The following is a 23,678-nucleotide window of genomic DNA, read 5'->3' on the forward strand; positions in this document are numbered from 1 at the left end:
CGGGTCAGCTGGCGCGTCGAAGCCGGTTGTCGTTGTCCCGTGGCGGGTCGTCCGAGAGGTCGTCGACGGACTCGATCCCGTCCTCGTCGAGCGTGTCGGCGCTGTCGCTGGCTTTGCCCTTGCGCTTGCGCTTCGGGGGGTCGACGTAGGAGAATGGCTTGTCGTCCTCGAGCCGCTGCCCGAGTTTCTTGAGCGCCTCGCACTCGATCTGGCGCACACGCTCGCGCGTCAGCCCGATCTCGGCGCCGATCTCTTTGAGCGTCAGGGGCGTCTGGCCGTCGAGCCCGAAGCGAAGACGCAGCACGGTCGCCTCGCGGTCGTCGATCGCGTCGAGCAGCCGGAACACGGTGTTGATCTCGTCGTGGCGGACGACCTCTTCCGCCGGGCCTTCGTGCCGGGTGTCGGGCAGGATGTCGCTGACCGACAACGACTCACCCTGCGCTCCGGAAGGGCCCTGCGTGGGCGCGCCCATCGCCTTGATGGCTCGCCGGATGACCCGAACCTTGCGCGGCGGGAGGCGCATCGCGCCGGCGACCTCCGCCGTCGTGGGGGGACGCCCCAGTTCCTCTTCGAGCGAACGCACGACCTGCTTCCACTTCGCGACGAGCTCGACCATGTAGGCCGGCACGTGGATCGGCTGGACGGCGTTGATGAGGGCCCGCTTGATCGCCTGCTTGATCCACCACGAGGCATAGGTGCTGAAGCGCGCGCCCTGCGCAGGGTCGAAACCCTCCACGGCGCGGATCAGGCCGAGGTTGCCCTCTTCGATGAGGTCGGTGAGCGACAGGCCGCGGTTCGCGTAGTTCTTCGCGATCGAGACGACCAGGCGCAGGTTCGCTCGAACCAGACGGTCTCTCGACTCCGGGCAATCGTCGTTGATGATCGCCCAGCCGAGGGTCTTTTCCTCGTCCGCGTTCAAGAGGCCGATCTCGTTGATCTGCCTCATGTAGAGCTGAAGGTCGGTCTGGAGTTCGGACTTGCCCATCGGATTTCTCAGGCCGGCGGCCGGATGCCGGGAGCCGGCCTTCTTCGCGCTCCCGCAGGGGGTGGGCCCCTCGTGGGGGGTTCCTCAGGGTTCCATTCGCGTCTGTTCGGTCGCGGTTCCATCGACCAGCGCCCGTCGCTGCTTGAGGGCGACAATCCTCCGAGCAAACGCACAACCACCTACCAGACTTGCGTTTGCGTGCGAAATTACCCAGTCGGCGCCCGCGGCGCCCCGCGCTCCCAACCCGGCCGCACGATCGCGTCGGGCGCCGGACTTCCGTATAGTCTTCGTTTCGGATCTGACGCGCCGCTGGATGGCGTTTTTTCGGTCCGTTCCTCGCCCGCGTGCCGCCCATGGACGAAAGAACCAAGGAGACGATGTCGTACGACCTGACCAAGATCCTTCAGGATTGGCCCTTTGAGCCCGGGCAGATCAATGTCCGGCTGGTTCAGGGCGACGATGGCCTCCCGAAGGTCCAGATGCGCGTCGACCTGGGGATCCTCCAGATGGAGACCGAGGGGCGCCCCGACGGCCAGCGACCCATGGGCTACGACAGTCTGCTCGACTACCACGAGTCCCGGCTCGAAGACCACCTCGCCGAGCACTCCGCCCCCGAGGGCTTCACCCTCGACGAAGAGGCCTGCCGCATGCTCCGCGAGGAGTCGGTGCAGTACTACCACCGCTATATCAGCCTGCTCGTGCTCGAAGACTTCGAGGGCGTGGTCCGCGACACGACCCATAACCTGCGCGTGCTCGACCTCTGCCGCGAGTTTGCGCAGGAGGACGACGACCGCGCCGTGCTCGAGCAGTTCCGCCCGTACCTCGTGATGATGCGAACCCGGGCCCTCGCAAGCGCCGCCGTCGCTGCCAACGAGGCCAAGCTCGCGATGTTCCACATCGACGACGGGCTCGACCAGATGCGCACCGTCTTCGAAGAGGGCGGAGCCCCGCCCGAAGCGTTCGACCAGAGCCACGAGGCCCAGGTCCTCCGCGGCATGCGCGACCAGCTCGCCCCCAAACTCCCCGTCAGCCAGCAGGAAGAACTCCGCAAACGCCTCCAGGAGGCGCTTCGCAAAGAGAACTACGAACTCGCGGCCATCCTGCGAGATGAGCTGCGGTTGTTGGCAGAGTGAGGGAGCAGGGAATAGGGAGCGGGGAGCAGGAAGAGACAACCACCCGGATGCGGCAGTGAGCATCTCCCCCTGCTGCCCGCTGCCTGCTCCCTACTGCCTTCCCCTTAGACGGTCTCATCCTCGAGCTGCAGCGACGCGATGGCGCTGGCCGGGTCGGGGGCGAAGACGAAGACCTTGTCCAGCCCGGTCACCAGGAACAGCTGCCAGACCGAGTCGGCGATCGAGCAGAGACGCAGCGAGCGCTGACGCTCTCGCAGTTCGCGGCGCAGCGTGAGGAGCTGCGCGATATTCGACGAATTGAGATACGTCACGTCGCGCATGTTCAGAACGACATGCGGCGCGGTCTCGCTCTCCCGGTTCAGTCGCGCCACGACCGCGTTGATCTCTTCCGAGAGCGCCGGCTCGTCCGCGAGTTCCGAGAGCAGGATGTCGTCTGACCATTCAGTAGGCATAGAAACGCTCCGCGTTGCCACAGCGTACCGCGCCGAGGCGGCGGCGTGGCGCCCCACACCGGGGTTTTCCACAATCAACCTTTCCGCCCGCGCCCGCCGCGCGGTTCCGATGATCTCGCCACGGTTTACGCGCCGGGGGACTCGGGCCCGCCGGGCCCTGCAGCGCCGTCCGAGGGGGGCTGCGCGTCGTTGCCCGGCACGCGGGCGGCGGCGACCACGCGATCGTCGTCGCGCACACGCACGACACGCACGCCCTTGGTGCCGCGACCGGTCTCGCGGATCGTGTCGGCCGGGACGCGCACGAGCATGCCCTGCTCGGACACGACCACGACGTCGTCGCCCGGCTTGACCCACAGCGAGACCGCGGCCTTGCCGCTGTCGCCCCCGGTGCGGATGTCGATGCGCCCCTTCCCGCCTCGCGACTGCGCGCGCGCCGGGCCGTCCTCGGGCTGGACGAGATACTCGTCGACCGGGGTGCGCTTGCCGTAGCCGCCCTCGGTGATGGTGAGAAGGTACATCTCGGGGTCGATCGTGGCACGCGCCCCGTCGGGGCCGGTGGTCATGCGGATCGGCGCGACGCCTACGACCTCGTCGTCGGCGCGCAGTTCGATGCCCTTGACGCCGGCGGCGGAGCGCCCCATGAGCCGCGCGTCCTGCTCGTTGAAGCGGATCGACATGCCCCCGCTCGTCGCGAGCAGCAGGTCGTCGTCGCCCTTGGTGAGCACGACGTCGAGCAGGCGGTCGCCGTCCTTCAGTCCCACCGCGATGATGCCGGTGCGGTTGACGTTCTTGTATTCCTTGAGCGCCGTGCGCTTCACGACGCCCTGCGCCGAGACGAACGCGAGGTAGTCGCTGCTCTTCTCGAAATCGTGGATCGTGAGGAACGCGCGCCCCTTCTCGCCCTCGCGCAGCTCGAGCAGGTTGACGAGCGCCCGGCCCTTGCTCTGGCGAGACATCTCGGGCAGCTCGTAGACCTTGATGGTGAACACGCGCCCGGTGTTCGTGAACACCAGCAGGTCGTCGTGCGTGCTGGCGACGAAGACGTGCTCGATGAAGTCCTCGTCCTTGCTGTCGGACGCCATGATCCCCACCCCGCCGCGACCCTGCTGGCGGTAGGTGTCGAGCGCGACGCGCTTGACATAGCCCTCGTGGGAGATGGTGACGACGACGTCCTTCTGCTCGATGAGGTCGGCGAAGTCGATGTCGCCCTCGTGCTCCTCGATGCTCGTGCGGCGCTCGTTGGCGAAGCGCGACTTCATGTCGGCGCAGTCGTCCTTGATGATCGCGAACACGCGGCTCTGGTTGGCGAGGATGTGCTCGTAGTCCTCGATCTGCTCGACGAGCTTCGTGTAGTCGGCGACCAGCCGCTCGATCTCGAGGCCGACGAGCTGGATCAGTCGCATGGCGCCGATCGCCTCGGCCTGCACGCGCGTGAGCATGCCGCCGCCAGCGACCTCGAGCGTGCGCATGAGCCGGGCAGGGATCTTCGGCGCGAAGGGGTGCCCGGGCGGGATGCGGAACTTGCGGTCCATCAGCGCCTGGATCGCGTCCTCGCGCGACGCGGAGGCGCGGATGATGCGGATCACCTCGTCGATGTCGCAGACCGCGTAGACCAGGCCCTCGAGGATGTGCGCCTTCTTCTGGGCCTCTCGCAGGAGGAAGGCCGTGCGCCGGCGGATCACCTCGACGCGATGATCGATGTAGTGCTGGATCATCTCGCGCAGCGAGAGCGTCATCGGGCGGCGCCCGGCCAGCGCGATGTTGATGATCGAGAAGGTCTGCTGCAGCGGCGTGAACTGGTACAGCTGCTGTTCGACGACCGCCGGGTCGACGCCCTTGCGCAGCTCGCAGACGATGCGCACCGGGTTCTTCATGTCCGCCTCGTTGCGCGCCTCGCTGATGCCCTTGATCCGCTCCTCGTTGACCGCGTCGCTGATCTTGTGCATCAGCGCCGACCCGGTGAGCTGGTAGGGCAGCGAGGTGATGACCACCTGCTGGCGATCGCGCGAGCCGGGCAGGGGCTCGACCTGCACCTCGCCTCGCACCGTGACGCGACCACGGCCGGTCGCGTAGGCCTCGACGATGCCCCGACGGCCGAGGATCACGCCGCCCGTGGGGAAGTCAGGCCCGGGGATGATCTGGAGCAGCTCCTGCAGCGACAGCTCGGGGTTGTCGATGAGCGCCACCACCGCGTCGAGCACCTCGCCCAGGTTGTGGGGCGGGATCGAGCACGCCATGCCGACGGCGATGCCGGTCGACCCGTTGACGAGCAGGTTCGGAAGGCGCGCCGGGAGCACGACGGGCTCGGTCGTCGTGCCGTCGTAGTTGTCCTGGAAGTCGACGGTGCCCAGCTCGAGGTCGGCGAGCATCTCGCCGGCGGCCTCGCTCATGCGCGCCTCGGTGTATCGCATCGCGGCCGGGGGGTCGCCGTCGATGGAGCCGAAGTTGCCCTGCTTGTTGACCAGGGGGGTGCGCATGACCCACTCCTGGGCGAAGCGCACGAGGGTGGGATAGATGACCGCCTCGCCGTGGGGGTGATAGTTGCCCGACACGTCGCCGCAGATCTTCGCGCACTTACGGTGCTTGGCGCGTGGCCCGAGGTTGAGGTCGTGCATCGCGACGAGGATGCGCCGCTGCGAGGGCTTGAGCCCGTCGCGGACATCGGGCAGCGCCCGGTCCATGATCGTGCTCATCGCGTAGGTGAGGTACGAGTCCTTCAGCTCGCGCTCGATGTTGAGGTCGACCACGAGCCCGCGGAAGGGGTCTGGGTCGACGGATTCGGGCACGCTGGGGGGCAGCTCGGACATCGCGGCGGCGTCTCCGAACGACGCGCCGGGACAGCGCCGCAGGCGCGCGCTCGGGGGCGTCGGGGGGTTGCTTCTCGTCTCGCGTCGGCCGGATCGGCCCCTGCGCGGCGAGGGGTCGAAGCGACCACTCCCGCAGGTCGTCCGCGAGCACGGATACTAGCAGATTGCCCCGCGTTTTTCCCGCTCAGCGACGCGCCGAAACCGCGCCCACCGGGGCCGGCAGCGCCCTCGCCAGAAGGGGCGCCGACAGGGCGATCAGCAGCCCGGGCGCCAGCCAGAACCAGCGCCCCTCGATGAACCCCGTCCAGAACATCGGCGCCGCCAGCCCGACGCAGAACAGCGCCGCCAGCGTGGCGCGACGGTCGTCCCGGCGCGACGCCGACCAGGTCCACAGCAGCGCCGGGAACAGCAGCCCGTAGAACGCCATGAACGCCCGGTAGATCCCGTCCATCGTCGTCAGGGGCTCCAGCGCCGTCCCGGAGAACAGCTTTCCGGCCAGGGCCGTGGAGGGCGCCAGCCCCAGCGCCACACCGGTCAGCATCGCTGTCATCGTGGTGCGAGCGCCCGGGTCGGGCGAGGTGTCGCGGAGCCCGCGCAGGTGCATGCCGATCGTGAACGAGGACTGCAGCGCGATGTGCGCGACGATGTAGAAGCTCATCGTGCGCGAGTCGATCCAGGGCTGGGCGTACACCAGCGTCCCGGCGACCATCGCCAGAAAGAGCGCCCCGAACCCGAGGACGAACGCGCGGTCCCCTGCCTTGCCCGGCGTCTCTCGACGGGCCCGGTGGATGGTCAGGTCGAGATACGGGCACAGCGCAAAGCCGAACACCAGCACCGGCGCAAGCCACGCGAGCTCAGCCAGGGGCGTGTCGCCCACGGCCTGAGGCCACGCGCGCGTCGAGGGGGTCGTCTGGACCGCCAGCGCAAGCAACGCGACGCTCGACACCCACACCACCCCCGCCGCGATGCACGCGTGCGCGAACCGCAGCTTCGAAAGCGCCCAGCCCGCGGCCCAGGCCGTCAGCGCGAACGAGATCGCCAGGATCCCGCCCGTCGGCACGCGCGTGCCGGGAATCGTCGTGGGCAGCCCGGGCAGCGACCACACCAGCGGCATGAACCACGACACGAGCCATGTCAGCACGAATGCGTGCAGCGCGATCGTCACCTTGCTGAAGGCCCGCATCGCACGCACGCGGCGAGCCACGAACGCCTCGCTCTGCTCGCGCGTCCGATACACCAGCCCCACGCTCATCGCGCCGACTACATTCGGCACAACGAACGCGACCCACCCCCCCCACCCGAAGTGACGCACCAGGATGACGGGCAGCCACATGCCCACCACCCACGTCCACGAGCACGCGAGGAAGAGCGCCGAAGGAATGAAAGATGTCCTGCTGGTTGGTGCGCCGTCGGCCATGCGGTCAGATTACCGCTCGGCCTTCATCCGTGCCTTGCGCGCCTTCACATCGATCTTGGGCGTGCAGTGGAAGGTCGCCTCGCAGCGACCCACGCGCACCTCGCGCCCCTTCCGCCCCTCGGGGCGGTTGATCGGGAGTTGCTGCACGATCTCGATGTCGATGTCGATGTTGAACTCGCGCTGGGCGCCGACGAGCTCCGCGACGTCCTGGCGGGGCGTGATCTTGTACAGCGCAGGCCCGAAGCACGGACGCAGAAAGCGGTAGCTCAGGCGCTTGCAGACGACGGTGTAGTCGCCGCCCGCGACGCCGAACACATACATCCCGCCGCTGATCTCGCTGTTGGCGAGCAGGGCCGCGCCGGCCATCGCGTTGTACCAGTTGCGGTTGAACCGCTTGAAGGGGAGCACCGCGGTGAAGGTGCTGCTGTCGAGGCGCTTGACCTTGATGCCCGAGCGGAACGCGTAGGGCAGCCAGATCAGCGAGGTCACGCGATGCCAGAAGTTGTTGCGCGACGCGAGCCGGCTGATCCATGCCTCGACGCCGTCGAACCAGGTCTTCTTCACCGCCGGCGCCGTGCGCAGCGCCTCGCGCCCCTGGGTCGGGTCGGGCACCGGGAGCATCGCCCCCTCGGGAGCGGCGCAGGACGAGCCGTTGCTCTCGCCGTCGCGTGGATCGATGGTCGGCGTCGGGCTGTCCGTGGCTGTGCGGGGCATCTCTCGCTGAAGTGTAGCGGGGGCGCCCCCCCTCGCGCGTCAGCCCTGCGGCGTCAGGAGGTGCTTCCCCGGCTTGTCGGGATCAGGACTTACGAGGAACACCGCCGCTTCCCCCGGTTCGTGGTCGAGGCAGAGCAGCCACCCGTTGGCGGCCGCAAGGTCGAGCAGGGCCCGGCGCTGCAGCATCGAGACATACGGCTCGACGTCGTAGGCCATGTTGGCCGTGGGCGAGGCGTGCCACGCCGTGGGCATGACATCGGGGACATAGACCAGCGTCCGCCCGTCGTCGCACGCGATCTTGACCGCCTGCTGGCCCCAGGTGTGGCCCGGCACGCGAAAGACCTCGATCCCGGGCAGGACCTCCGTGAACTCGAACCACCGGTCGGGCGCCGGCAGGCCCTCCCGGTCGCTGGTCGGGGGCGCTTTGCCGTCCACGAGCACCAGGCGCTCCGCTACCTCGGGCGTCAGGTGGTCGGGCAGGTAGGTCGCGTGCATCGTCGAGCGGTTCGCCTTCGCGTCTTCCCACTCCACGAGCTGGCTCACGACCTTCGCGTTCGGGAACGCCAGGGGAGGGCGTTTCGGGTCGCCCGATTCGCCCGGACGCGCCAGCCGGGTCAGCCCCCCGGCGTGGTCGAAGTGCAGGTGCGTCACGACGACATGCCCGATGTCCTCCGGGCGGCAATCGGCCTCACGCAGCGCGTCGAGCACCGACCGACGCTCCAGCTCGTAGATGTCGCGCAGTTTGTCGGGCGTCTTGTCGCCGATGCCCACCTCGACGAGCACGAGCTGCCCATCCCGCTCCAGGAGCAACGAGTTGCACTGCAGGGGGATGCGATTGCGCTCGTCGGGCTGGACCAGTCGCGTCCAGACCGGCTTGGGCAGGACGCCGAACATCGCGCCGCCGTCGAGTTTGAACCTGCCGCAGCGCAGCATTCGCCAGGACCATCCGCTCATCGCACGCCTCGCTTCCGCCGGGGGTAAGGACTCGCAGAACCCTAGCGGCTGGCCGGCGCCAGCGAAACCGGGCGTACCGTTCCCGGAAGAACCGGCGATCCCCACGAAGAGAGGCAGCCCATGTCAGACGTGTCCCCGGTCCGTTCCGTTGTCATCCCGCTCGCCAGGGTCGGCGTCGTCGCCGCGCTCATCGCCGTTGCCGGGGCCGCGATGCCCGGCTGCATCGTCGTCAAGTCCGAGCGCGTCATCGTGAGCTACGCGGCTGTCCCGAACGCCCGACTCGACCAGATCACGCTCCACTCGACCACCGAATCCGAGGTCCGCGCGCTGCTCGGGCAGCCGGCGTCGCGCGAGTCCCTGGGCGACAACCGCCAGCTCTGGACCTACCGGGGCTCGTCGTCCACCCGCGGCACGGTCGTCGTCATCGAGGACGGCGAGGAGATCCGCACCACCAACTCCGCGAGGGGTCGTGTGCAGATCGAGCTGACCGACGGCGTCGTCACCGCCGTGCGCCGTGAGTAACCCCGCCCTCGGAGCGTCCGCTACACTGGCCTTCCAAGGATGGCCACTCAGCGCATCATCGCGTCCACGCCCGATTCGCCGCTCGACGAGCAGCAGAACTGGTCGCTGCGCCCCACGCGTCTGGCCGAGTACATCGGCCAGCCCGACCTGGTCGAGCGCATCCAGATCGCCGTCGCCGCCGCCAAACACCGCGCCGAGCCGATGGAGCACGTCCTGCTGCACGGCCCGCCCGGGCTCGGCAAGACCACCCTCGCGCATGTCATCGCCGCCGAGATGGGCGCACGCGCGTTCGTCACCAGCGGGCCCGCGCTGACGAAAGCGGCTGACCTCGTCGGCGCGCTCACGCGACTCGACGCGGGGGATGTCCTCTTCATCGACGAGATCCACCGGCTGCCCCCCGCCGTCGAGGAGTTCATCTACCCGGCGATGGAGGACTTCCGCATCGATGTCACGGTCGAGGGCGGGATGCACGCGCGCACCGTGTCACTGACGCTCAAGCCCTTCACGCTCATCGGCGCCACCACCCGCGCCGGCATGGTGAGCGCCCCGCTGCGCAGCCGTTTCGGCATCGGCCACCACCTGCGCCACTACACGAGCGCCGACCTGCTGCTCATCCTCGAACGCTCGTCGCACCTGCTTGGAGTGGGCGACTGCGAACGCGGCGCGCTCGACCAGATCTCGCATCGCAGCCGAGGCACGCCGCGCGTCGCCAACCGCCTGCTCCGGCGCGCGCGCGACTACGCGCAGGTCCGCACGAACGGGCGCATCACGAACGCGTGCGTGGAAGAGGCGCTCGCGCTCGAGGGCGTCGATCGCGCCGGGCTGGAGGAGCTCGACCGCACCTACCTGAAAGTCATCGCGACGACCTACCGCGGCGGGCCCGTCGGGCTCGAAGCGGTCGCCGCCACGATGAACGAGGACGCCGGCACGCTCGAGGACGTCGTCGAACCGTTCCTCCTCCAGCTCGGCTTCGTCGCGCGCACGCGGCGCGGGCGCCAGCTCACCAAGGCCGGCGCCGACCACATCGGCATGCCCGCCGCCGCCCCTGCCGAGTTGTTCGAGTAAAGACAGCGAACGCTCGCGCGCGCACCGTATCTCTCCCACCCTCCCCCCCTCCGCGTCCTCCGCGCACTCCGCGGTGAATCTCTTCTCTTCATCGCTCTCGCTCGTTGGCGGCGAGCAGCGCGCCGATCGTCGCCTCGAGGCGCTTCACCGCCGCGTCGCCGCCGTCTTTCATCAGGTCCTCGTGCGAGATCGCCTCGCCGAAGCGCACCACGACGCGCCTTGGGAAGAGCCGTGGCCGGCTGCCGCGAGGCCACGCCTCGAACACGCCGCTGACGCCCACCGGGAGCACGGCGCACTTCGATCGCTTGAGCAGCACCGCGACGCCTCGCTGGAAGGGCTGGAGCTCGGGCGAGTTCGCGCGCGACCCCTCGGGGAAAAGCAGCACGGGGTGGCCCCGATCGAGCTGTTCGAGCACAGTGCGGATGGCTTTCACGTCGCCGCCGCCCGCCGCGTCTGCGCCCCGCGGCGCCCGGTCCGAAGCCCGCTCCACCGGGAACGCCCCGAGCCCGGCGATCAGCGCACCAAAGCCCTTGTTGCGAAACAGCGTCGACCTCGCCATGAACCAGCACCGGCGCGGCAGACTCACCGCGATCAGGGGCGGGTCGAGGTAGCTCGTGTGGTTCGACACGATCAGCAGCCCGCCCTCGCGCGGCACGCCCCTCGCGCCGACCACGCGCGTGCGCAGCCATACCTTCAGGAACACCCACACGATCTTCTGCACGACGAGATAGAGCCCGGGCTGCCACCAACGATCACGCAGGATCGCACGGTCGATGGCGTGGTCATGGCCTCTCGGGCGCGATTCGGACTGAACGGGCGGCACACGCTCGTCGCTCACCGACGCCCACTCCCCTCGCCCTGCTCGCGCGCGATCGCGTCGCGCACCATGCCCACCACCGTCGCGACAACCTCCTCGAAACTCATGTCCGACGTGTCGAGCACCGCCGCGTCGATCGGGCACATCAGTGGCCCGACGGCGCGCTCGCGGTCCGAGCGGTCGCGCTGTTCGAGCTCGCGCGCGATGCGCGCCTCGTCCACCGGCGCCGAGGGGGACGCGCCGCGCAGCTGATCGGCGCGGCGCTTCGCGCGCGCGTCGACGCTGGCCTCGAGGAAGATCTTGATCAACGCGCCGGGGAACACCACCGACCCCTGGTCGCGTCCTTCCGTCAGCAGGCGCGGGTGCTCACGCCCGATCCTCTGCTGCATCTCGACCATCAGCTCGCGCACGCGAGGAAGCCCGGCGACCGACGAGACATGCGCGTCAACATCCGGGTCTCGCAGTCGCCTGCCCACCGGGCGCCCGAAGGCCATCAGCGTCGGGGGGTCGCTCGTCCAGTCGAATCGCAGGTGCGCGTCGCGCGCCATCTGCACGACGCGATGCTCATCGTCGAGCGACACCCCGTGGTCCAGCGCGATCGCCGTCGCGGCCCGGTACATCGCGCCAGTGTCGAGGAAGTCGAGCCCCAGCCGGCGCGCCGCTTCGCGCGCCACGCTGCTTTTGCCGGTGCCGGCCGGGCCGTCGATGGTGATGATCACCTCTCGCGGGCCCGAAGGCGACGAGCGCGCGGAGCGTCCCGCGCTCCCCTCGGCTCGCGCGTGTTGCTGGTCGCTTCCGGTCATCACTTGTTCGCCGCCGCCTCGATCGCTGCTTCCAGCGCGTTCTTGATCGCGCGGACGCCCTCCGCCGGGTCGCCCTTGCCTCGGTATTCGACCGCCAGAAGCGCGTCGTAGCCGACAGCGATCAACGCGTCCATGCACTTCGACAGATCGTAGGGCTTGTGCTTCCCGGCTTCGTCCAGATCACCGGCCGAAGCGACCACGGCGCTCGCGTACGGCACGATCTTGCGCAGCGTCTCGGTCACGTCCGGGCCCTGCCCGGCCGCCTGCTCGAAGTCAGGCAGCGAGCCGATCCGGAACCCTCCGACCTTCTTGATCAGCCCCGTCATCCCCTCGGGCGTGCTCGTCAGCCCCTTGCAGGGAACCAGCAGCAGATTGATCTGCATCCGGTCGGCGCGATCCAGAAGCCGGCGAGTCCGTGCCGCGATCAGCTCGAACTCGCTCTCGGCGCTGGGCGCGAGGATCGGCGCCCCCACGGCGTTGCAGCCCAGGCGCTGGCCCGCCTTCAGCACACGCGAGATCCGGTCCAGCGCCGCTTCGTACGCCGCCTCGCTGCCGCCGATGTTCTGGGGGTCGTTCTCGACCAGCACCAGGCAGGGGCACTCGGCCTTGTCCGCCTCGTCGCGGAAGCGATCGATCGTCTTCGCGTCGGCCCCTGCAAAGAACGAGGTCGGCATCATGACCCCGTGCAGATCCAGCTCGGTCCTCGCGTAGCGGGGCAGGTCGAGGAGCGCAAGCCCGGTCTTGGCCTTGACTTTGGCTCGCAGCGAGTTGGCGGAGAGGATCAGCAGCATCAGGTAAAGTCACGCCGAGCCCGGGGCGGGGCTTCGCCCGCCCGGCGCGGCCACTGTAGCCAACCGTTCGGGATCGGCAAGCCGCTCCGCGCCGGCGTCCCCATCCCTGCCCCAAAAACGCCGCCACGCCACTCGGCGCGGGCTCCGGAGGACTTCTCGGCCTCAGACCCTGTCATCGCGAGCGGCGCGGCTGGCTGTTCCCGCCGGAGAACCCTGCGGTGGAGAGAAACTGTTCGCGTCATCGATTCATACGACCCCCCTCTCCCGGCGGTTTCGTGCATACGCCAGTTTCCGCCCTGCGCTCCGGCCCTCGGTTGCCGATCGCGTCACGACCGATAGCATGACGCCCCGCCGCCGGCACACCGGCGACGACCGATCCACCCCAGACCCCCGAGAGACCCTCCCGATGAAGAGCCCCGCCGACCGCAAGTACACCGAGACCCACGAGTGGCTGCGCGACGAGGGCGAGGTCATCACCCTCGGGCTCACCCAGCACGCCGTCGACGAGCTCACCGACATCACCTATGTCGAGATGAAGGCCAAGGGCTTCTCTTTCAAGCCCGGCGACATCGTTGGAGAGGTCGAGTCGGTCAAGGCCACCAGCGACATCTACTCCCCGGTCGGGGGCGAGATCGTCGAGGTCAACACCGCCCTCGCCGACGATCCCTCCCTCGTCAACTCCGACCCCTACGGCGGCGGCTGGCTCGTGCGCATCAAGCCGACCGATAAGGCCCCCATGAACAAGCTCATGGACGCCGGCGCCTACGACAGCAAGCACTGAACAACCCGCGGCAACCGGAACAACCAGCGGGAGACCCCGGCGCTGCCGGGGGTCTCCCGTGTTTTTGCACGCCGCGCTGGCCGCCCCCTCTTCGTGTGCCGATACACCCCGCTCAGGGATCACACCGGCGCGCGGAATCGCCGCACGCCGCGAACACACGGAGGACCTAGAGATGACCACCCGCCTCGGCGCGATCGTTCTTGTCTGCGCGCTCGCCACCCCCGCGATCGCCGCTGTTTCCGTCGACGCCCTCTCGCGCCCCTCCGGCGTGATGCGCGGCGTCACGATGGACTCCAACTTCATCGGCTTCGAGACCGTCGAGGGCTACACCGTCGGCGACCTCAACGCGCAGAACGGCTGGCAGGTCTTCAATAACTACCCCTTGGGAACCGATGTCGCGCTCCGCGCCGACAACAACGGCCAGGCCATGCGACTCACCGGCACGACCGCCGCCCCGGCGGGCGACTTCGTGGGCGGGTTCAGCCCCACCTTCAACCCCGTCGGTCCTTCGTATGTGTTCACCATCGACACGCTCATCGATGACAACGGCGGCGCGAACTACGACATCGTCGGGCAGGCCCCGGCCAGCAGCGCGCTGCTCACCTTCCGCGTCTCCTTCGACTATCTCGGCAGCATCTTCATCCTCGATCAGACCGCCCCGGACGTGTTCGAGTTCATCGACACCGGCGTCTCCTGGGTCGAGAACCAGTGGAACACGCTCACCGTCACCGTCGACGCCGACAGCGACACCATCGAGTACGCGTACGGCGGCTCGGTCATCTACTCGTCGTCGATCTTCGCCGGCTCGCTCGTCGAAGAGGTCGTCGTGTTCTCAGACAACTTCCAGTTCTTCGGGGGCGGCTCGTTCTCCGGGGGCCCCGCCGCCGGCTGGTTCGACAACATCGACCTGCTCGTGCCGGCGCCGGCGACCGGCGCGGCAGCGCTCGCGGCGATGACGCTGCTCCTCGCGCGCCGGCGTCGCTGAGGACCAGGAGGCGGGCTCGTGACGCGCTGATTCTCTCGTCGCCCGCAACCCGGGCGGCGACGAGCCCAACAACCTACCGAACGCTCCGAAGCCCGCCCCGCCTACCCTCCACACCGTGTCAGCGCTCATCCACGCCCTCGAAGTCCACAAGTCCTACCGCCTGGGCGATCGCTCGATCGACGCGCTCCGCGGCGCCACGCTCTCCATCGACGAGCCGGGCTTCTACGCGATCATGGGCCCCTCCGGCTCGGGCAAGTCCACGCTGCTCCATCTGCTCGCCGCGCTCGACACGCCCGACAAGGGCGAGCTCCATGTCGCCGGGCGGCGCATCGACACCCTCTCCGAGAAGGAGCTCACGCTGTTCCGGCGGCGCGAGATCGGCGTGGTGTTCCAGCAGTTCAACCTCATCCCCACGATGACGGCGCGCCAGAACGTCGAGCTGCCCGGCCTGCTCGCGCGCGAGCCGGCGTCCTTCCTGCGCGAGCGCTCGCGTGAACTCATGGAGACGCTGGGGGTCTGGAAGCGCGCCGACCACCGGCCCGACGCCCTCTCGGGCGGCGAGCAGCAGCGCGTCGCCATCGCGCGGGCCCTGCTTTTCTCCCCGAAGGTGCTGCTCGCCGACGAACCCACCGGCGCCCTCGACTCGAAGAACTCCGAGATCCTCTGGCGACTCCTCGCCGAACTGGCCGACGCGCGAGAGATGACCATCGTCATGGTCACGCACGAGCCGGCGGCGGCGGCCCACTGCCGCGAAGTCTTCATCCTCCACGACGGGCGCGTCACCGGGCGCGTCGATGTCCAACGCGAGAACCTCGATGCCGCCGGCCTGGCGACTCGCTCTCAACAGTCTGGACGGACGGCGTAAGCGCACCGCGCTGCTGTCCCTCGCCGTCGCGCTCGCCGCGTCGCTCATCGCCGCCGTCGCGTGCGCCAGCAGCACCGTGACCGCGACGCTCGCCAAGCGCGTCGAGACCACCGTGGGCGCCGCCGATGTCCGCTTCCGGCGCACCGACGACAAGCCATTCGACGCGTCGATCCTCGAACTCGCTCGCGCCTGGACCGAGACAAAGATCGCCGCCCCGCGCTCGCGAGGGCCCATCCCGCTCTGGAACGAGGCGAAGGACACCCGCGCCGTCACCGTGGGCCACGGCATCGACCCGCCCTCCGAATACGCCCTTCGCTCGCTCGAGCTCGAAGAGGGCCGGCGCGTGACCGCCGACGGCGAGATCGTCATCGACCAGGCCCTGCAGGACGAACTCCAGGTCCAGGTCGGCGACACGCTCGAGGTCGAACGCTTCGGCGAGCAGATCACTCTCACGGTGGTCGGCGTGCTCGCGCGTAAACCCATCGGCACGCTCGCCGCCGCCCACCGCTTCGAGGCCTATGTCACCCTCGACGACCTCTGGGAGATCACCTCCCGCCCCAACCGGCTCGACCAGATCGACATCGCGTTGCGCAACCCCGACGCGGCCATGACCATCGCACCGCCCGAGGGGATGCCGGCCGACATCATCGTGCAGCCGACCGAGAAACTCACGAGCGGGCTCGACAAGTCGGTCAACTCCTCGCGATTCGGGCTGCTGATCGCGGCGGTGCTGACCTTCATCTGCGCCGCGTTCATCATCCTGACCGGCCTCACGACCAACCTGCTGGAGCGCACGCGCGAGCTGGCGATGATGCGCTGCATCGGCGCGTCGCGCGGGCAACTGGCGCGAGCGCAGGTGGTCGTGGGCGTGATCGTGGGCGCCGGGGGCGGGCTGCTCGGCGCGCCGCTCGGCGCGGCGCTGGCGTTCGTGCTCGCGGTGATCTTCCGCGATCGCCTGCCCGCCGGGTTCGTGCTGTCGTGGTACGGGCTGTCGCTCGCGTTCGTCGGCTCGCTGCTCGCCGGGGTGATCGGCTCGTCGTGGCCCGCGTGGAGCGCGTCGCGCGTGAGGCCCCTGCGCGCCCTGGCCGCCCGGGCCGCGAAGCCACGCCCGAAGGTCCTCGTGCTCTCGATGATCGTGGCGCTGGCCCTGCTCTCGGCGCAGGCGCTGATCGTGGCGACCGCGCAGGACGGGCAGCGCCTGTTCTGGCTCTACACCACGCTGGCGATGCCGCTGATGATCGTGGGGTACTTCCTGATGGGCCCCCCGGTGGTGGCGTCGATCACGCTCGCGCTCTCGCCGATCATCGACCGCGCGATGAACCTCCCGCGCGGACTCGTGCGCTCGAGCGTGCTGGCCACGCCCTTCCGGCAGGGCTTCACCGCCGCCGCCCTGATGGTCGGGCTGGCGATGATGACCGCCCTGTGGACCGAGGGACGCGCGTTCCTGGGCTGGGCCGATCGCATCCAGTTCCCCGACGCCTTCGCGCACGGGTGGCTTGGCATCGACGACGACGCGCGCGCGCGCGTCGCCAACCTCCCCTTCGTCGAGAACACCTGCGCGATCTCGCTGCTCAGCATCGATTCCGAGTTCGGCGTCCGCGCGCTCAACCCGCTCAAGACCTCGTTCATCGCCTTCGAGCCAGAGCCGTTCTTCGCTATGACCCGCCTGACCTGGGACGAGGGCTCCGTCCAGACCGCGCTCCCGAAACTCAAGGCCGGCGGCGCGATCCTCGTCGCGCGCGAGTTCAAGATCGCACGCGGCTACGGCGTGGGCGACACCTACACCGTCAACCACAACGGGCAGCAGCACGACTTCGAGATCGTGGGCGTCATCTCCTCCCCAGGGCTCGACATCGCCAGCAAGTACTTCGACATCGGGCAGGAGTACTACGCCCAGGCCATCCACTCGGTCTTCGGCACCCGCGAGGACATGCGCGACCGGTTCGGCGTCGACCGCGTCAACCTGATCCAGATCGACCTCAGCGACGAGGTGACCGACCGCGAGGCGATCCGCGAGATCCGCAAGGCGCTCGGCTCGTCGCTGCTGGTGGTCGGCTCCGGGCGAGAGATCAAGGACCTGATCGATTCGGTCGGCGGCAGCACGCTGCGCGTGATGTCCTTCGTCGCCGTCGGCGCGATGCTCATCGCCTGCCTGGGCGTGGGCAACATCGTCGTCGCCGGGATCGAGGCCCGACGGTTCGAGTTCGGCGTGCTGCGCGCCATCGGGGCCGACCGCACGCTGGTCACGCGCCTCGTGCTCGCCGAGGTGCTGCTGCTCGCGCTGGGCGCGTGCGTGCTGGGTTCGGCGCTCGGGCTGCAGCACGCGTGGGGCGCCGCCGCGATGAACCGGCTCCTCGCCGGGCTCGAGCTGCGCCTGCAGCCACCCGTGGGCCCCATGCTCGTCGGGTGCGTCATCCTCGTCACGCTCGCGCTGCTCGCGGCGGCGGCGCCGGTCCTGGCGCTCTCCCGGCTCAAGCCCCGCGAACTGCTCGGCAGCGTACGCGGCTGAGGGGCACGCGCGGCGCGATCCTAGAATCGCACACCCGCATGGCCTTCCAACCCCGATCCTTCGAACTCGTCTCTCCCTTCAAGCCCACCGGCGACCAGCCGACCGCCATCGCGCAGATCGTCCAGCGCTTCCGAGCGGGAGAACCCGCGGTCGTGCTCCTGGGCGCCACCGGCACCGGCAAGACCTTCACGATGGCCAACACCATCGCGCAGATCAACCGGCCCACCCTCATCATCAGCCACAACAAGACCCTCGCGGCGCAGCTCTACGAAGAGATGCACGATCTCTTCCCGCGCAACGCGGTGTCGTACTTCGTCTCGTACTACGACTACTACCAGCCCGAGGCGTACATCCCACAGCGCGACATCTATATCGAGAAGGACTCGTCGCGCAACGACGATCTCGACCGACTGCGCCTGGCCGCGACGAGCAATCTGCTCTCGCGCAAGGACACGGTCGTCGTCGCGTCGGTCTCGTGCATCTTCGGCCTGGGCTCGCCCGACGCCTACCGCGACAAGGTGATGTCCGTGCAGATCGGCCAGACGCTCAACCGGCGCGAGTTCCTGCTCGGGCTGGCCGACATGCAGTACCAGCGCTCCGACATCGACTTCAAGCGAGGCACCTACCGCGTCGTGGGCGATGTGATCGAGCTCTACCCCGCCTACGAGCAGTTCGCGGTGCGCTTCGAGCTCTTCGGCGACGAGGTCGAGTCGATCCAGTTCATCAACCCCACCACCGGCGAGATCCTCGCCACCGAGAAGCATTTCTTCATCTTCCCGGCGGTGCACTATGTGACGCCGGCCGACACGCTGCAGTCGGCGCTCGCGTCGATCCGCGCCGAACTCGACACGCGCGTGATGCAGCTCCGCCACGAGGGCAAACTCCTCGAGGCCCAGCGCCTGCTCGCGCGCACGAAGTTCGACCTCGAGATGCTCGAAGAGGTCGGCACCTGCCCGGGCGTCGAGAACTACTCGCGCTATTTCGACGGTCGCCTGCCGGGCGAGCGCCCGTACACGCTGATGGACTACCTCCGGCGATCCGCCGAACTCGACGGCGGGACGCCCGACGACTGGCTCCTCATCATCGACGAGAGCCATGTCACCATCCCCCAGATCTCCGCGATGTTCAACGGCGACAAGGCGCGCAAGACCACCCTCGTCGAGCACGGCTTCCGCCTGCCCAGCGCGCTCGACAACCGCCCGCTGCGCTTCGAAGAGTTCGAGACCATCGTGCCGCGCTGCCTGTATGTGAGCGCGACTCCCGGGCCCTACGAACTCAAGCGCACCGGCGGCGAGATCGCGGAGCAGGTCATCCGCCCCACCGGGCTGCTCGACCCCGTCGTCGAGGTGAAGCCGGCGCGAGGCCAGGTGCCCGACCTGCTCGAACAGTGCAAGGAGCGCGTGGCGCAGGGCGAACGCGTGCTGGTGACGGCCCTCACGAAGCGCCTCTGCGAGCAACTCGCGACCTACCTCGACGAGCAGGGGATCAAGGTGCGCTATCTCCACAGCGACATCGAGACGCTCGACCGGCTCGAGATCCTCCGCGACCTGCGCACCGGCGAGTTCGATGTGCTCGTGGGCGTCAACCTGCTGCGCGAGGGGCTCGACCTGCCCGAGGTGTCGCTGGTCGCGATCCTCGACGCCGACAAGGAGGGGTTCCTGCGCTCGCCGACGAGTCTCATCCAGTTGATCGGTCGTGCGGCACGCAATGTGAACGGGCGCGCGATCATGTACGCCGACGAGGTCACGCCCTCGATGCGTGCCGCGATCGGCGAGACCGACCGGCGGCGCGAGAAGCAGGTCGCCTACAACGAGTCGCACGGCATCACGCCCGAGACCATCCGCAAGGCGATCCGTCGCGGCATCGAGGACGAACTCCGGGGGCGCAAGACCGCGAAGCAGAATCTCAAGGCCGACGAGGAGTCGTTCGACATCGTCGAGTTGCGTAAGGACCTGGAGGGCGAGATGCTGGAGGCGGCGGTGCGCCTGGAGTTCGAGAAGGCCGCCGCCCTGCGCGACCAGGTCGAGACGATCAAGAAGATCCAGAAGGCCGACCCCTCTCGCACGCGCGTCAAGATGAGCGAACTCGAGCGCGAGTTGTACGGCGAGGAGGGCGCTCGCGCCACGCCGGGCAAGCCGGGGGCGGTCAAGCGGAAGCGCAAGCGGATGAAGCGGACGGATTGATTGGGGAAGGGAGCAGGGAGTGGGGAGTGGGGAGCAGGGGGAAGGGGACGATCGCGGTCGCGGGCAGACCCGGGGCGGGTCGCTACGCTTCTCGTCATGAAAGCGATCCTCTTCGCGGTTCTCGCCGGCGTCTGCTGGGGCGTGGGCGAGTTGTTCTCGAAGTCCGTCCTGAGCACCGGGAAGGTGGGCCCGATCACCGTGGCCGCCGTCCGGGCGGCGGTGGCGCTGCCGGCGCTGTGGATCGCGTACTACTGGGCGGTGCACATCGCGAAGATCGAGCCCACCGGCTGGCACAGGGCCGGGACGGGCACGATGCTCAAGCTCATCCTGGGCACGGGCCTGATCGCCGGCTCGCTGGCGTTGATCTTCTTCTACGCGGCCCTGAACTTCGGGGAGATCTCGGTCGTCAAGCCCATCTCCTTCGCGCTGGCCCCGGCCTTGGCGTTCGCGCTGGCCGTGCCCTTGTTCGGGGAGTCAGTGACGCCGAAGAAATTGATCGGGGTGGCGTTGATCGTGGTCGGGGTGGTGCTGTTGTCGAGCAAGAGCGTGAAGGTCGCTTCACCCGCGCCGGCGACCGAAGAATCACCTGTCGGCGCGGCGCCGAGGTAAAGGTCCGCTGGGGCTGACTCCTACCATTCGCCTCACGCGAATCCACGGGAGTGACCAGCCCCTTGCCCACCCGGCCCCCCGCCAAGAAGACCGCCAAGACGAAGCCGTCGACCACCCGCAAGCCCGCCTCGAAGAAGGGCAAGCCGGTCGAGGTCACTGCGCCCGAACCGGGCGTCAACCACGCGCCCGAGACGCCGCTCTCCGGGGGTGCGATCCCGCGCTTCGAGCGCAAGGTCCCCGGCCCCTCGCCCGTGTCCTTCGCGGACGCGCCCAAGGTCGGCGCCCCCGGGAGCCGCCTCGACCCGCTGCGCGCCATCCGCGTGCGCGGCGCCCGGGAGCACAACCTCAAGAACATCGATGTCGACATCCCGCGCGACCGCCTCGTCGTCGTCACCGGGCTGTCGGGCAGCGGCAAGTCCTCTCTCGCGTTCGACACGATCTACGCCGAGGGCCAGCGCAAGTACATGGAGTCGCTCTCCGCCTACGCGCGCCAGTTCCTCGACCGGATGCAGAAGCCGGCGATCGACGACATCGAGGGCCTCCCCCCCACCATCGCGATCGAGCAGCGCACCAGCGGGCACAACCCCCGCTCGACGGTCGCGACCTCCACCGAGATCTACGACTACCTGCGCCTGCTCTTCGCGCGCGTCGGGCGGGCCACCTGTTGGGAGCCCACGAAACTCGGCAAGAACGGCGAGGTTCTGGAGCGCTGCGGCCAGCCGATCCGTGCCGCCAACGCGTCCCAGATCGTCGACGCCGTCGCGTCGCTGCCCGAGGGGTCTCGGCTCATGCTGCTCGCCCCGGTCGTGCGCGCCAAGAAGGGGTTCCACCGCGAGGTTCTGGAGTCGCTGCAGTCGCAGGGGTTCGTGCGTGCCCGGGCGAACGGCGCACTCGTGGATCTGCGCGAGGCCCTGAAGGAGCCGGGCGAGAACCCGCTGAACCTGGGGCGCTACGAGAAGCACACCATCGAGGCGGTGGTCGACCGCGTCGTCGTGAACGCCGAGGCGCGCCAGCGTATGGCGGAATCGATCGAGACCGCGCTGCGCGTGGGCGAGGGCGTGGTGATCGTCGCACGCGAGGAGAAGAACGACGCGGGCGAGGCGGCGTGGACCGACACGGTGTATTCCGAGAAGCACGCGTGCTCACTGCACCCCCACTGCGCGCTGGAGGAGTTGGAGCCGCGGCTGTTCTCGTTCAACTCCCCCTTCGGCGCGTGCCCGGCGTGCGACGGCCTGGGGACGGTGCTGGAGTTCGACGAGGCGACGGTGATGCCCGACGACGGGGAGAGCCTGGCCGAGGGCGCGATCGAGGTGTGGGCGAAACTCGGGCCGGTGCGCGTGTGGTTCGGGCGGAAACTCAAGAAGTTCTGCAAGTCGTTCGGCGTGTCGTACACCGCCCCGGTGCGCGACATGGACCCGGACAAGCGGCGCATCCTGCTGCACGGCACGACCGCCGCCGACGCGAAGAAATACGGATCGAAGTTCGACGGCGTGATCCCCATCACCACCGACTGGTGGAAGCGGACCGACAGCGTGAACATCAAGGAGTGGCTGAGCAAGTTCCTCAGCGACTCGCCCTGCACGGTCTGCCGGGGCGACCGGCTGAAGATCGAGGCGCTGAGCGTGTTCATCCGCGCGACCGAGGCGCTGCCGGCGAGCGTGATGGAGCGCCGCGCGGCGCACGGGCTCTCGCGAGATGAGCACCTGTTCACGATCTCCGACTTCACCTCGCTCACCATCGACGACGCGGCCCGGATCATCGGGTCGATGACGCTCTCGCAGGAACAACTCACCATCGCCGAGCCGATCGTGAAGGAGATCCGCAACCGCCTGGGTTTCATGCAGGGCGTGGGGCTCGAGTACCTCTCGCTCGATCGCAAGACCGCGACGCTTTCTGGCGGCGAGGCGCAGCGCATCCGGCTCGCCACGCAGGTCGGCTCGGGCCTCGTCGGCGCGTGCTATGTGCTCGACGAGCCGACCATCGGCCTGCACCAGCGCGACAACGACCGGCTCATCGCGACGCTGCGCCACCTCGCGGACATCGGCAACACCGTCATCGTCGTCGAGCACGACGAGGACATGATCCGGTCCGCCGATCACATCCTCGATGTCGGCCCCGGCCCGGGCGTGCACGGCGGGCGCATCGTCGCGCAGGGCACGCTGCACGACATCGCCACCAGCGGCACGCTCACCGGGAAGTACCTCTCGGGCGTGATGCGCATCGAGGTCCCCGAGAAGCGGCGCGCCGTCAGCGAGAAGAAGGCGATCGTCATCAAGGGCGCGAAGCAGAACAACCTCAAGAGCATCGACGCGACGCTCCCGCTGGGCGGGATCGTGTGCGTGACGGGCGTGAGCGGGTCGGGCAAGTCGACGCTGGTCAACGACATCCTGCTGCAGGCGGCGAAGGCGAAACTCGGGCTGGGGCGTGCTCGCCCGGGCGAGCACAAGAGCGTGACCGGGCTGACGAAGATCGAGCGCGTGGTGGAGGTCGATCAGACGCCCATCGGCAGGACGCCGCGGAGCAACCCGGCGACCTACACCGGGATGTTCGACGACATCCGCAAGATCTTCGCGCAGACGAAGGAGGCGCGGATCCGTGGCTACCAGCCGGGGCGTTTCTCGTTCAATGTGAAGGGCGGACGGTGCGAGTCGTGCGCCGGGCACGGGCTGAAGAAGATCGAGATGCACTTCCTGCCGGATGTGTTCGTCTCGTGCGAGGTGTGCAAGGGCGCGCGGTACAACCGCGAGACGCTCGAGGTGCACTACCGCGGGAAGACGATCTCGCAGGTGCTCGACATGACGGTCGAGGACGCGTGCGCGTTCTTCGAGAACATGCCCAAGATCCTGCGTTATGCGCAGTGTCTGAACGATGTCGGGCTCGGGTACATCACGCTGGGCCAGCCGAGCACGACGCTGAGCGGGGGCGAGGCGCAGCGGATCAAGCTGGCCGCGGAGCTGGGCGGCGGGGCGACGGGGAACACGCTGTACATCCTCGACGAGCCGACGACGGGGCTGCACTTCGAGGATGTGCGGAAGTTGTGCGCGGTGCTCGACCGTCTGGCGGACACGGGGGCGACGCTGGTGGTGATCGAGCACAACCTGGATGTCATCAAGCGGGCGGACTGGATCGTGGACCTGGGCCCCGAGGGGGGCGACAAGGGCGGGGCGATCGTCGCGTCGGGCACTCCCGAGCAGGTCGCGAAGGCGCCCGGCAGTTACACCGGGCGGTATCTGAAGGCGATGCTCGCGGGGTGACGGGCGGGCGGTCCCGGGCTACAAAACCGTGC

19 protein-coding genes are annotated in these 23,678 nt (G+C 68.9%); 10 read left to right on the forward strand and 9 right to left on the reverse strand.

Translation table 11 applies throughout. From position 1 onward, the window contains the following. Window positions 1-4: 4 nt before the first annotated feature. On the reverse strand, window positions 5-985 hold the full coding sequence (locus KF684_04315) for an RNA polymerase sigma factor RpoD/SigA (protein ID MBX3352134.1): 981 nt from the start codon (window positions 983-985) through the stop codon (window positions 5-7). Between the two features lie 353 nt (window positions 986-1,338). On the opposite strand from KF684_04315, the gene KF684_04320 reads away from it, so the two are divergent. Further along, window positions 1,339-2,118 (forward strand): UvrB/UvrC motif-containing protein, encoded by a 780-nt coding sequence (locus tag KF684_04320; protein MBX3352135.1) that lies wholly within the window; start codon window positions 1,339-1,341, stop codon window positions 2,116-2,118. A 104-nt stretch (window positions 2,119-2,222) separates the two neighbouring features. Here the strand turns inward: KF684_04320 and KF684_04325 are convergent, their stop codons facing one another. From KF684_04325 to KF684_04345, 5 genes are all read right to left on the reverse strand, one after another. Beyond that, the gene (locus tag KF684_04325; protein ID MBX3352136.1) at window positions 2,223-2,570 is read right to left on the reverse strand and encodes an STAS domain-containing protein; all 348 of its coding nucleotides are present in this window, start codon (window positions 2,568-2,570) and stop codon (window positions 2,223-2,225) included. Between the two features lie 125 nt (window positions 2,571-2,695). Next, window positions 2,696-5,377 (reverse strand): DNA gyrase subunit A, encoded by a 2,682-nt coding sequence (gene gyrA, locus KF684_04330; GenBank protein ID MBX3352137.1) that lies wholly within the window; start codon window positions 5,375-5,377, stop codon window positions 2,696-2,698. A gap of 184 nt (window positions 5,378-5,561) precedes the next feature. Further along, window positions 5,562-6,794, reverse strand: a complete 1,233-nt coding sequence (locus KF684_04335; GenBank protein MBX3352138.1) for a hypothetical protein — start codon at window positions 6,792-6,794, stop codon at window positions 5,562-5,564. Between the two features lie 9 nt (window positions 6,795-6,803). After that, on the reverse strand, window positions 6,804-7,508 hold the full coding sequence (locus tag KF684_04340) for a hypothetical protein (protein ID MBX3352139.1): 705 nt from the start codon (window positions 7,506-7,508) through the stop codon (window positions 6,804-6,806). 39 nt (window positions 7,509-7,547) lie between these two features. Continuing rightward, window positions 7,548-8,462, reverse strand: coding sequence for an MBL fold metallo-hydrolase (locus KF684_04345; protein MBX3352140.1), 915 nt, complete (start codon window positions 8,460-8,462; stop codon window positions 7,548-7,550). Between the two features lie 120 nt (window positions 8,463-8,582). Here KF684_04345 and KF684_04350 point away from each other — a divergent pair, with 120 nt between their 5' ends. Then, window positions 8,583-8,984: a hypothetical protein gene (locus KF684_04350; protein ID MBX3352141.1), complete on the forward strand. Its 402-nt coding sequence runs from the start codon at window positions 8,583-8,585 to the stop codon at window positions 8,982-8,984. A 39-nt stretch (window positions 8,985-9,023) separates the two neighbouring features. After that, window positions 9,024-10,049: a Holliday junction branch migration DNA helicase RuvB gene (gene ruvB, locus KF684_04355; GenBank protein ID MBX3352142.1), complete on the forward strand. Its 1,026-nt coding sequence runs from the start codon at window positions 9,024-9,026 to the stop codon at window positions 10,047-10,049. An 88-nt stretch (window positions 10,050-10,137) separates the two neighbouring features. On the opposite strand, the gene KF684_04360 is transcribed toward ruvB, so the two are convergent. The 3 genes from KF684_04360 to KF684_04370 are packed head-to-tail and all read right to left on the reverse strand — an operon-like array spanning window position 10,138 to window position 12,460. Next, entirely contained in the window at window positions 10,138-10,887 is a 750-nt protein-coding gene (locus tag KF684_04360) for a 1-acyl-sn-glycerol-3-phosphate acyltransferase (protein MBX3352143.1), read from the reverse strand. Continuing rightward, window positions 10,884-11,669, reverse strand: coding sequence for a (d)CMP kinase (cmk, locus tag KF684_04365; GenBank protein ID MBX3352144.1), 786 nt, complete (start codon window positions 11,667-11,669; stop codon window positions 10,884-10,886). Before cmk ends, KF684_04360 begins: the two co-directional genes overlap by 4 nt. Further along, window positions 11,669-12,460, reverse strand: coding sequence for a sugar phosphate isomerase/epimerase (locus KF684_04370; GenBank protein MBX3352145.1), 792 nt, complete (start codon window positions 12,458-12,460; stop codon window positions 11,669-11,671). The genes cmk and KF684_04370 overlap by 1 nt, the downstream gene beginning before the upstream one ends. Window positions 12,461-12,866: 406 nt before the next feature. Between KF684_04370 and gcvH the strand changes: the two genes are divergently transcribed. The 7 genes from gcvH (at window position 12,867) to uvrA (ending at window position 23,646) form a co-directional block, all read left to right on the forward strand. After that, on the forward strand, window positions 12,867-13,241 hold the full coding sequence (gcvH, locus tag KF684_04375; GenBank protein MBX3352146.1) for a glycine cleavage system protein GcvH: 375 nt from the start codon (window positions 12,867-12,869) through the stop codon (window positions 13,239-13,241). Between the two features lie 172 nt (window positions 13,242-13,413). Further along, complete coding sequence (locus KF684_04380; GenBank protein ID MBX3352147.1) at window positions 13,414-14,226, forward strand: hypothetical protein; 813 nt, start codon at window positions 13,414-13,416, stop codon at window positions 14,224-14,226. 115 nt (window positions 14,227-14,341) lie between these two features. Next, window positions 14,342-15,091: an ABC transporter ATP-binding protein gene (locus KF684_04385; GenBank protein ID MBX3352148.1), complete on the forward strand. Its 750-nt coding sequence runs from the start codon at window positions 14,342-14,344 to the stop codon at window positions 15,089-15,091. Further along, a complete protein-coding gene (locus tag KF684_04390) occupies window positions 15,021-17,600 on the forward strand; it encodes an ABC transporter permease (GenBank protein ID MBX3352149.1) in 2,580 nt (859 codons plus the stop codon). Before KF684_04385 ends, KF684_04390 begins: the two co-directional genes overlap by 71 nt. A gap of 38 nt (window positions 17,601-17,638) precedes the next feature. Further along, window positions 17,639-19,783 (forward strand): excinuclease ABC subunit UvrB, encoded by a 2,145-nt coding sequence (gene uvrB / locus KF684_04395; GenBank protein MBX3352150.1) that lies wholly within the window; start codon window positions 17,639-17,641, stop codon window positions 19,781-19,783. Window positions 19,784-19,879: 96 nt separating this feature from the next. Continuing rightward, window positions 19,880-20,392: an EamA family transporter gene (locus tag KF684_04400; GenBank protein MBX3352151.1), complete on the forward strand. Its 513-nt coding sequence runs from the start codon at window positions 19,880-19,882 to the stop codon at window positions 20,390-20,392. Window positions 20,393-20,697: 305 nt separating this feature from the next. Then, window positions 20,698-23,646: an excinuclease ABC subunit UvrA gene (gene uvrA / locus KF684_04405; GenBank protein ID MBX3352152.1), complete on the forward strand. Its 2,949-nt coding sequence runs from the start codon at window positions 20,698-20,700 to the stop codon at window positions 23,644-23,646. Window positions 23,647-23,678 lie beyond the last annotated feature (32 nt).

This window comes from Phycisphaeraceae bacterium (assembly GCA_019636675.1).
Taxonomy (GTDB): Bacteria; Planctomycetota; Phycisphaerae; order Phycisphaerales; family UBA1924; genus JAHBXC01.

Excerpts from the sequence above, each read along its gene's own strand:
- KF684_04315 (MBX3352134.1), bottom strand. The coding sequence starts at position 985 with ATGGGCAAGTCCGAACTCCAGACCGACCTTCAGCTCTACATGAGGCAG.
- KF684_04320 (MBX3352135.1), top strand. The coding sequence starts at position 1,339 with ATGGACGAAAGAACCAAGGAGACGATGTCGTACGACCTGACCAAGATC.
- KF684_04325 (MBX3352136.1), bottom strand. The coding sequence starts at position 2,570 with ATGCCTACTGAATGGTCAGACGACATCCTGCTCTCGGAACTCGCGGAC.
- gyrA (MBX3352137.1), bottom strand. The coding sequence starts at position 5,377 with ATGTCCGAGCTGCCCCCCAGCGTGCCCGAATCCGTCGACCCAGACCCC.
- KF684_04335 (MBX3352138.1), bottom strand. The coding sequence starts at position 6,794 with ATGGCCGACGGCGCACCAACCAGCAGGACATCTTTCATTCCTTCGGCG.
- KF684_04340 (MBX3352139.1), bottom strand. The coding sequence starts at position 7,508 with ATGCCCCGCACAGCCACGGACAGCCCGACGCCGACCATCGATCCACGC.
- KF684_04345 (MBX3352140.1), bottom strand. The coding sequence starts at position 8,462 with ATGAGCGGATGGTCCTGGCGAATGCTGCGCTGCGGCAGGTTCAAACTC.
- KF684_04350 (MBX3352141.1), top strand. The coding sequence starts at position 8,583 with ATGTCAGACGTGTCCCCGGTCCGTTCCGTTGTCATCCCGCTCGCCAGG.
- ruvB (MBX3352142.1), top strand. The coding sequence starts at position 9,024 with ATGGCCACTCAGCGCATCATCGCGTCCACGCCCGATTCGCCGCTCGAC.
- cmk (MBX3352144.1), bottom strand. The coding sequence starts at position 11,669 with ATGACCGGAAGCGACCAGCAACACGCGCGAGCCGAGGGGAGCGCGGGA.
- KF684_04370 (MBX3352145.1), bottom strand. The coding sequence starts at position 12,460 with ATGCTGCTGATCCTCTCCGCCAACTCGCTGCGAGCCAAAGTCAAGGCC.
- gcvH (MBX3352146.1), top strand. The coding sequence starts at position 12,867 with ATGAAGAGCCCCGCCGACCGCAAGTACACCGAGACCCACGAGTGGCTG.
- KF684_04380 (MBX3352147.1), top strand. The coding sequence starts at position 13,414 with ATGACCACCCGCCTCGGCGCGATCGTTCTTGTCTGCGCGCTCGCCACC.
- KF684_04390 (MBX3352149.1), top strand. The coding sequence starts at position 15,021 with ATGTCCAACGCGAGAACCTCGATGCCGCCGGCCTGGCGACTCGCTCTC.
- uvrB (MBX3352150.1), top strand. The coding sequence starts at position 17,639 with ATGGCCTTCCAACCCCGATCCTTCGAACTCGTCTCTCCCTTCAAGCCC.
- KF684_04400 (MBX3352151.1), top strand. The coding sequence starts at position 19,880 with ATGAAAGCGATCCTCTTCGCGGTTCTCGCCGGCGTCTGCTGGGGCGTG.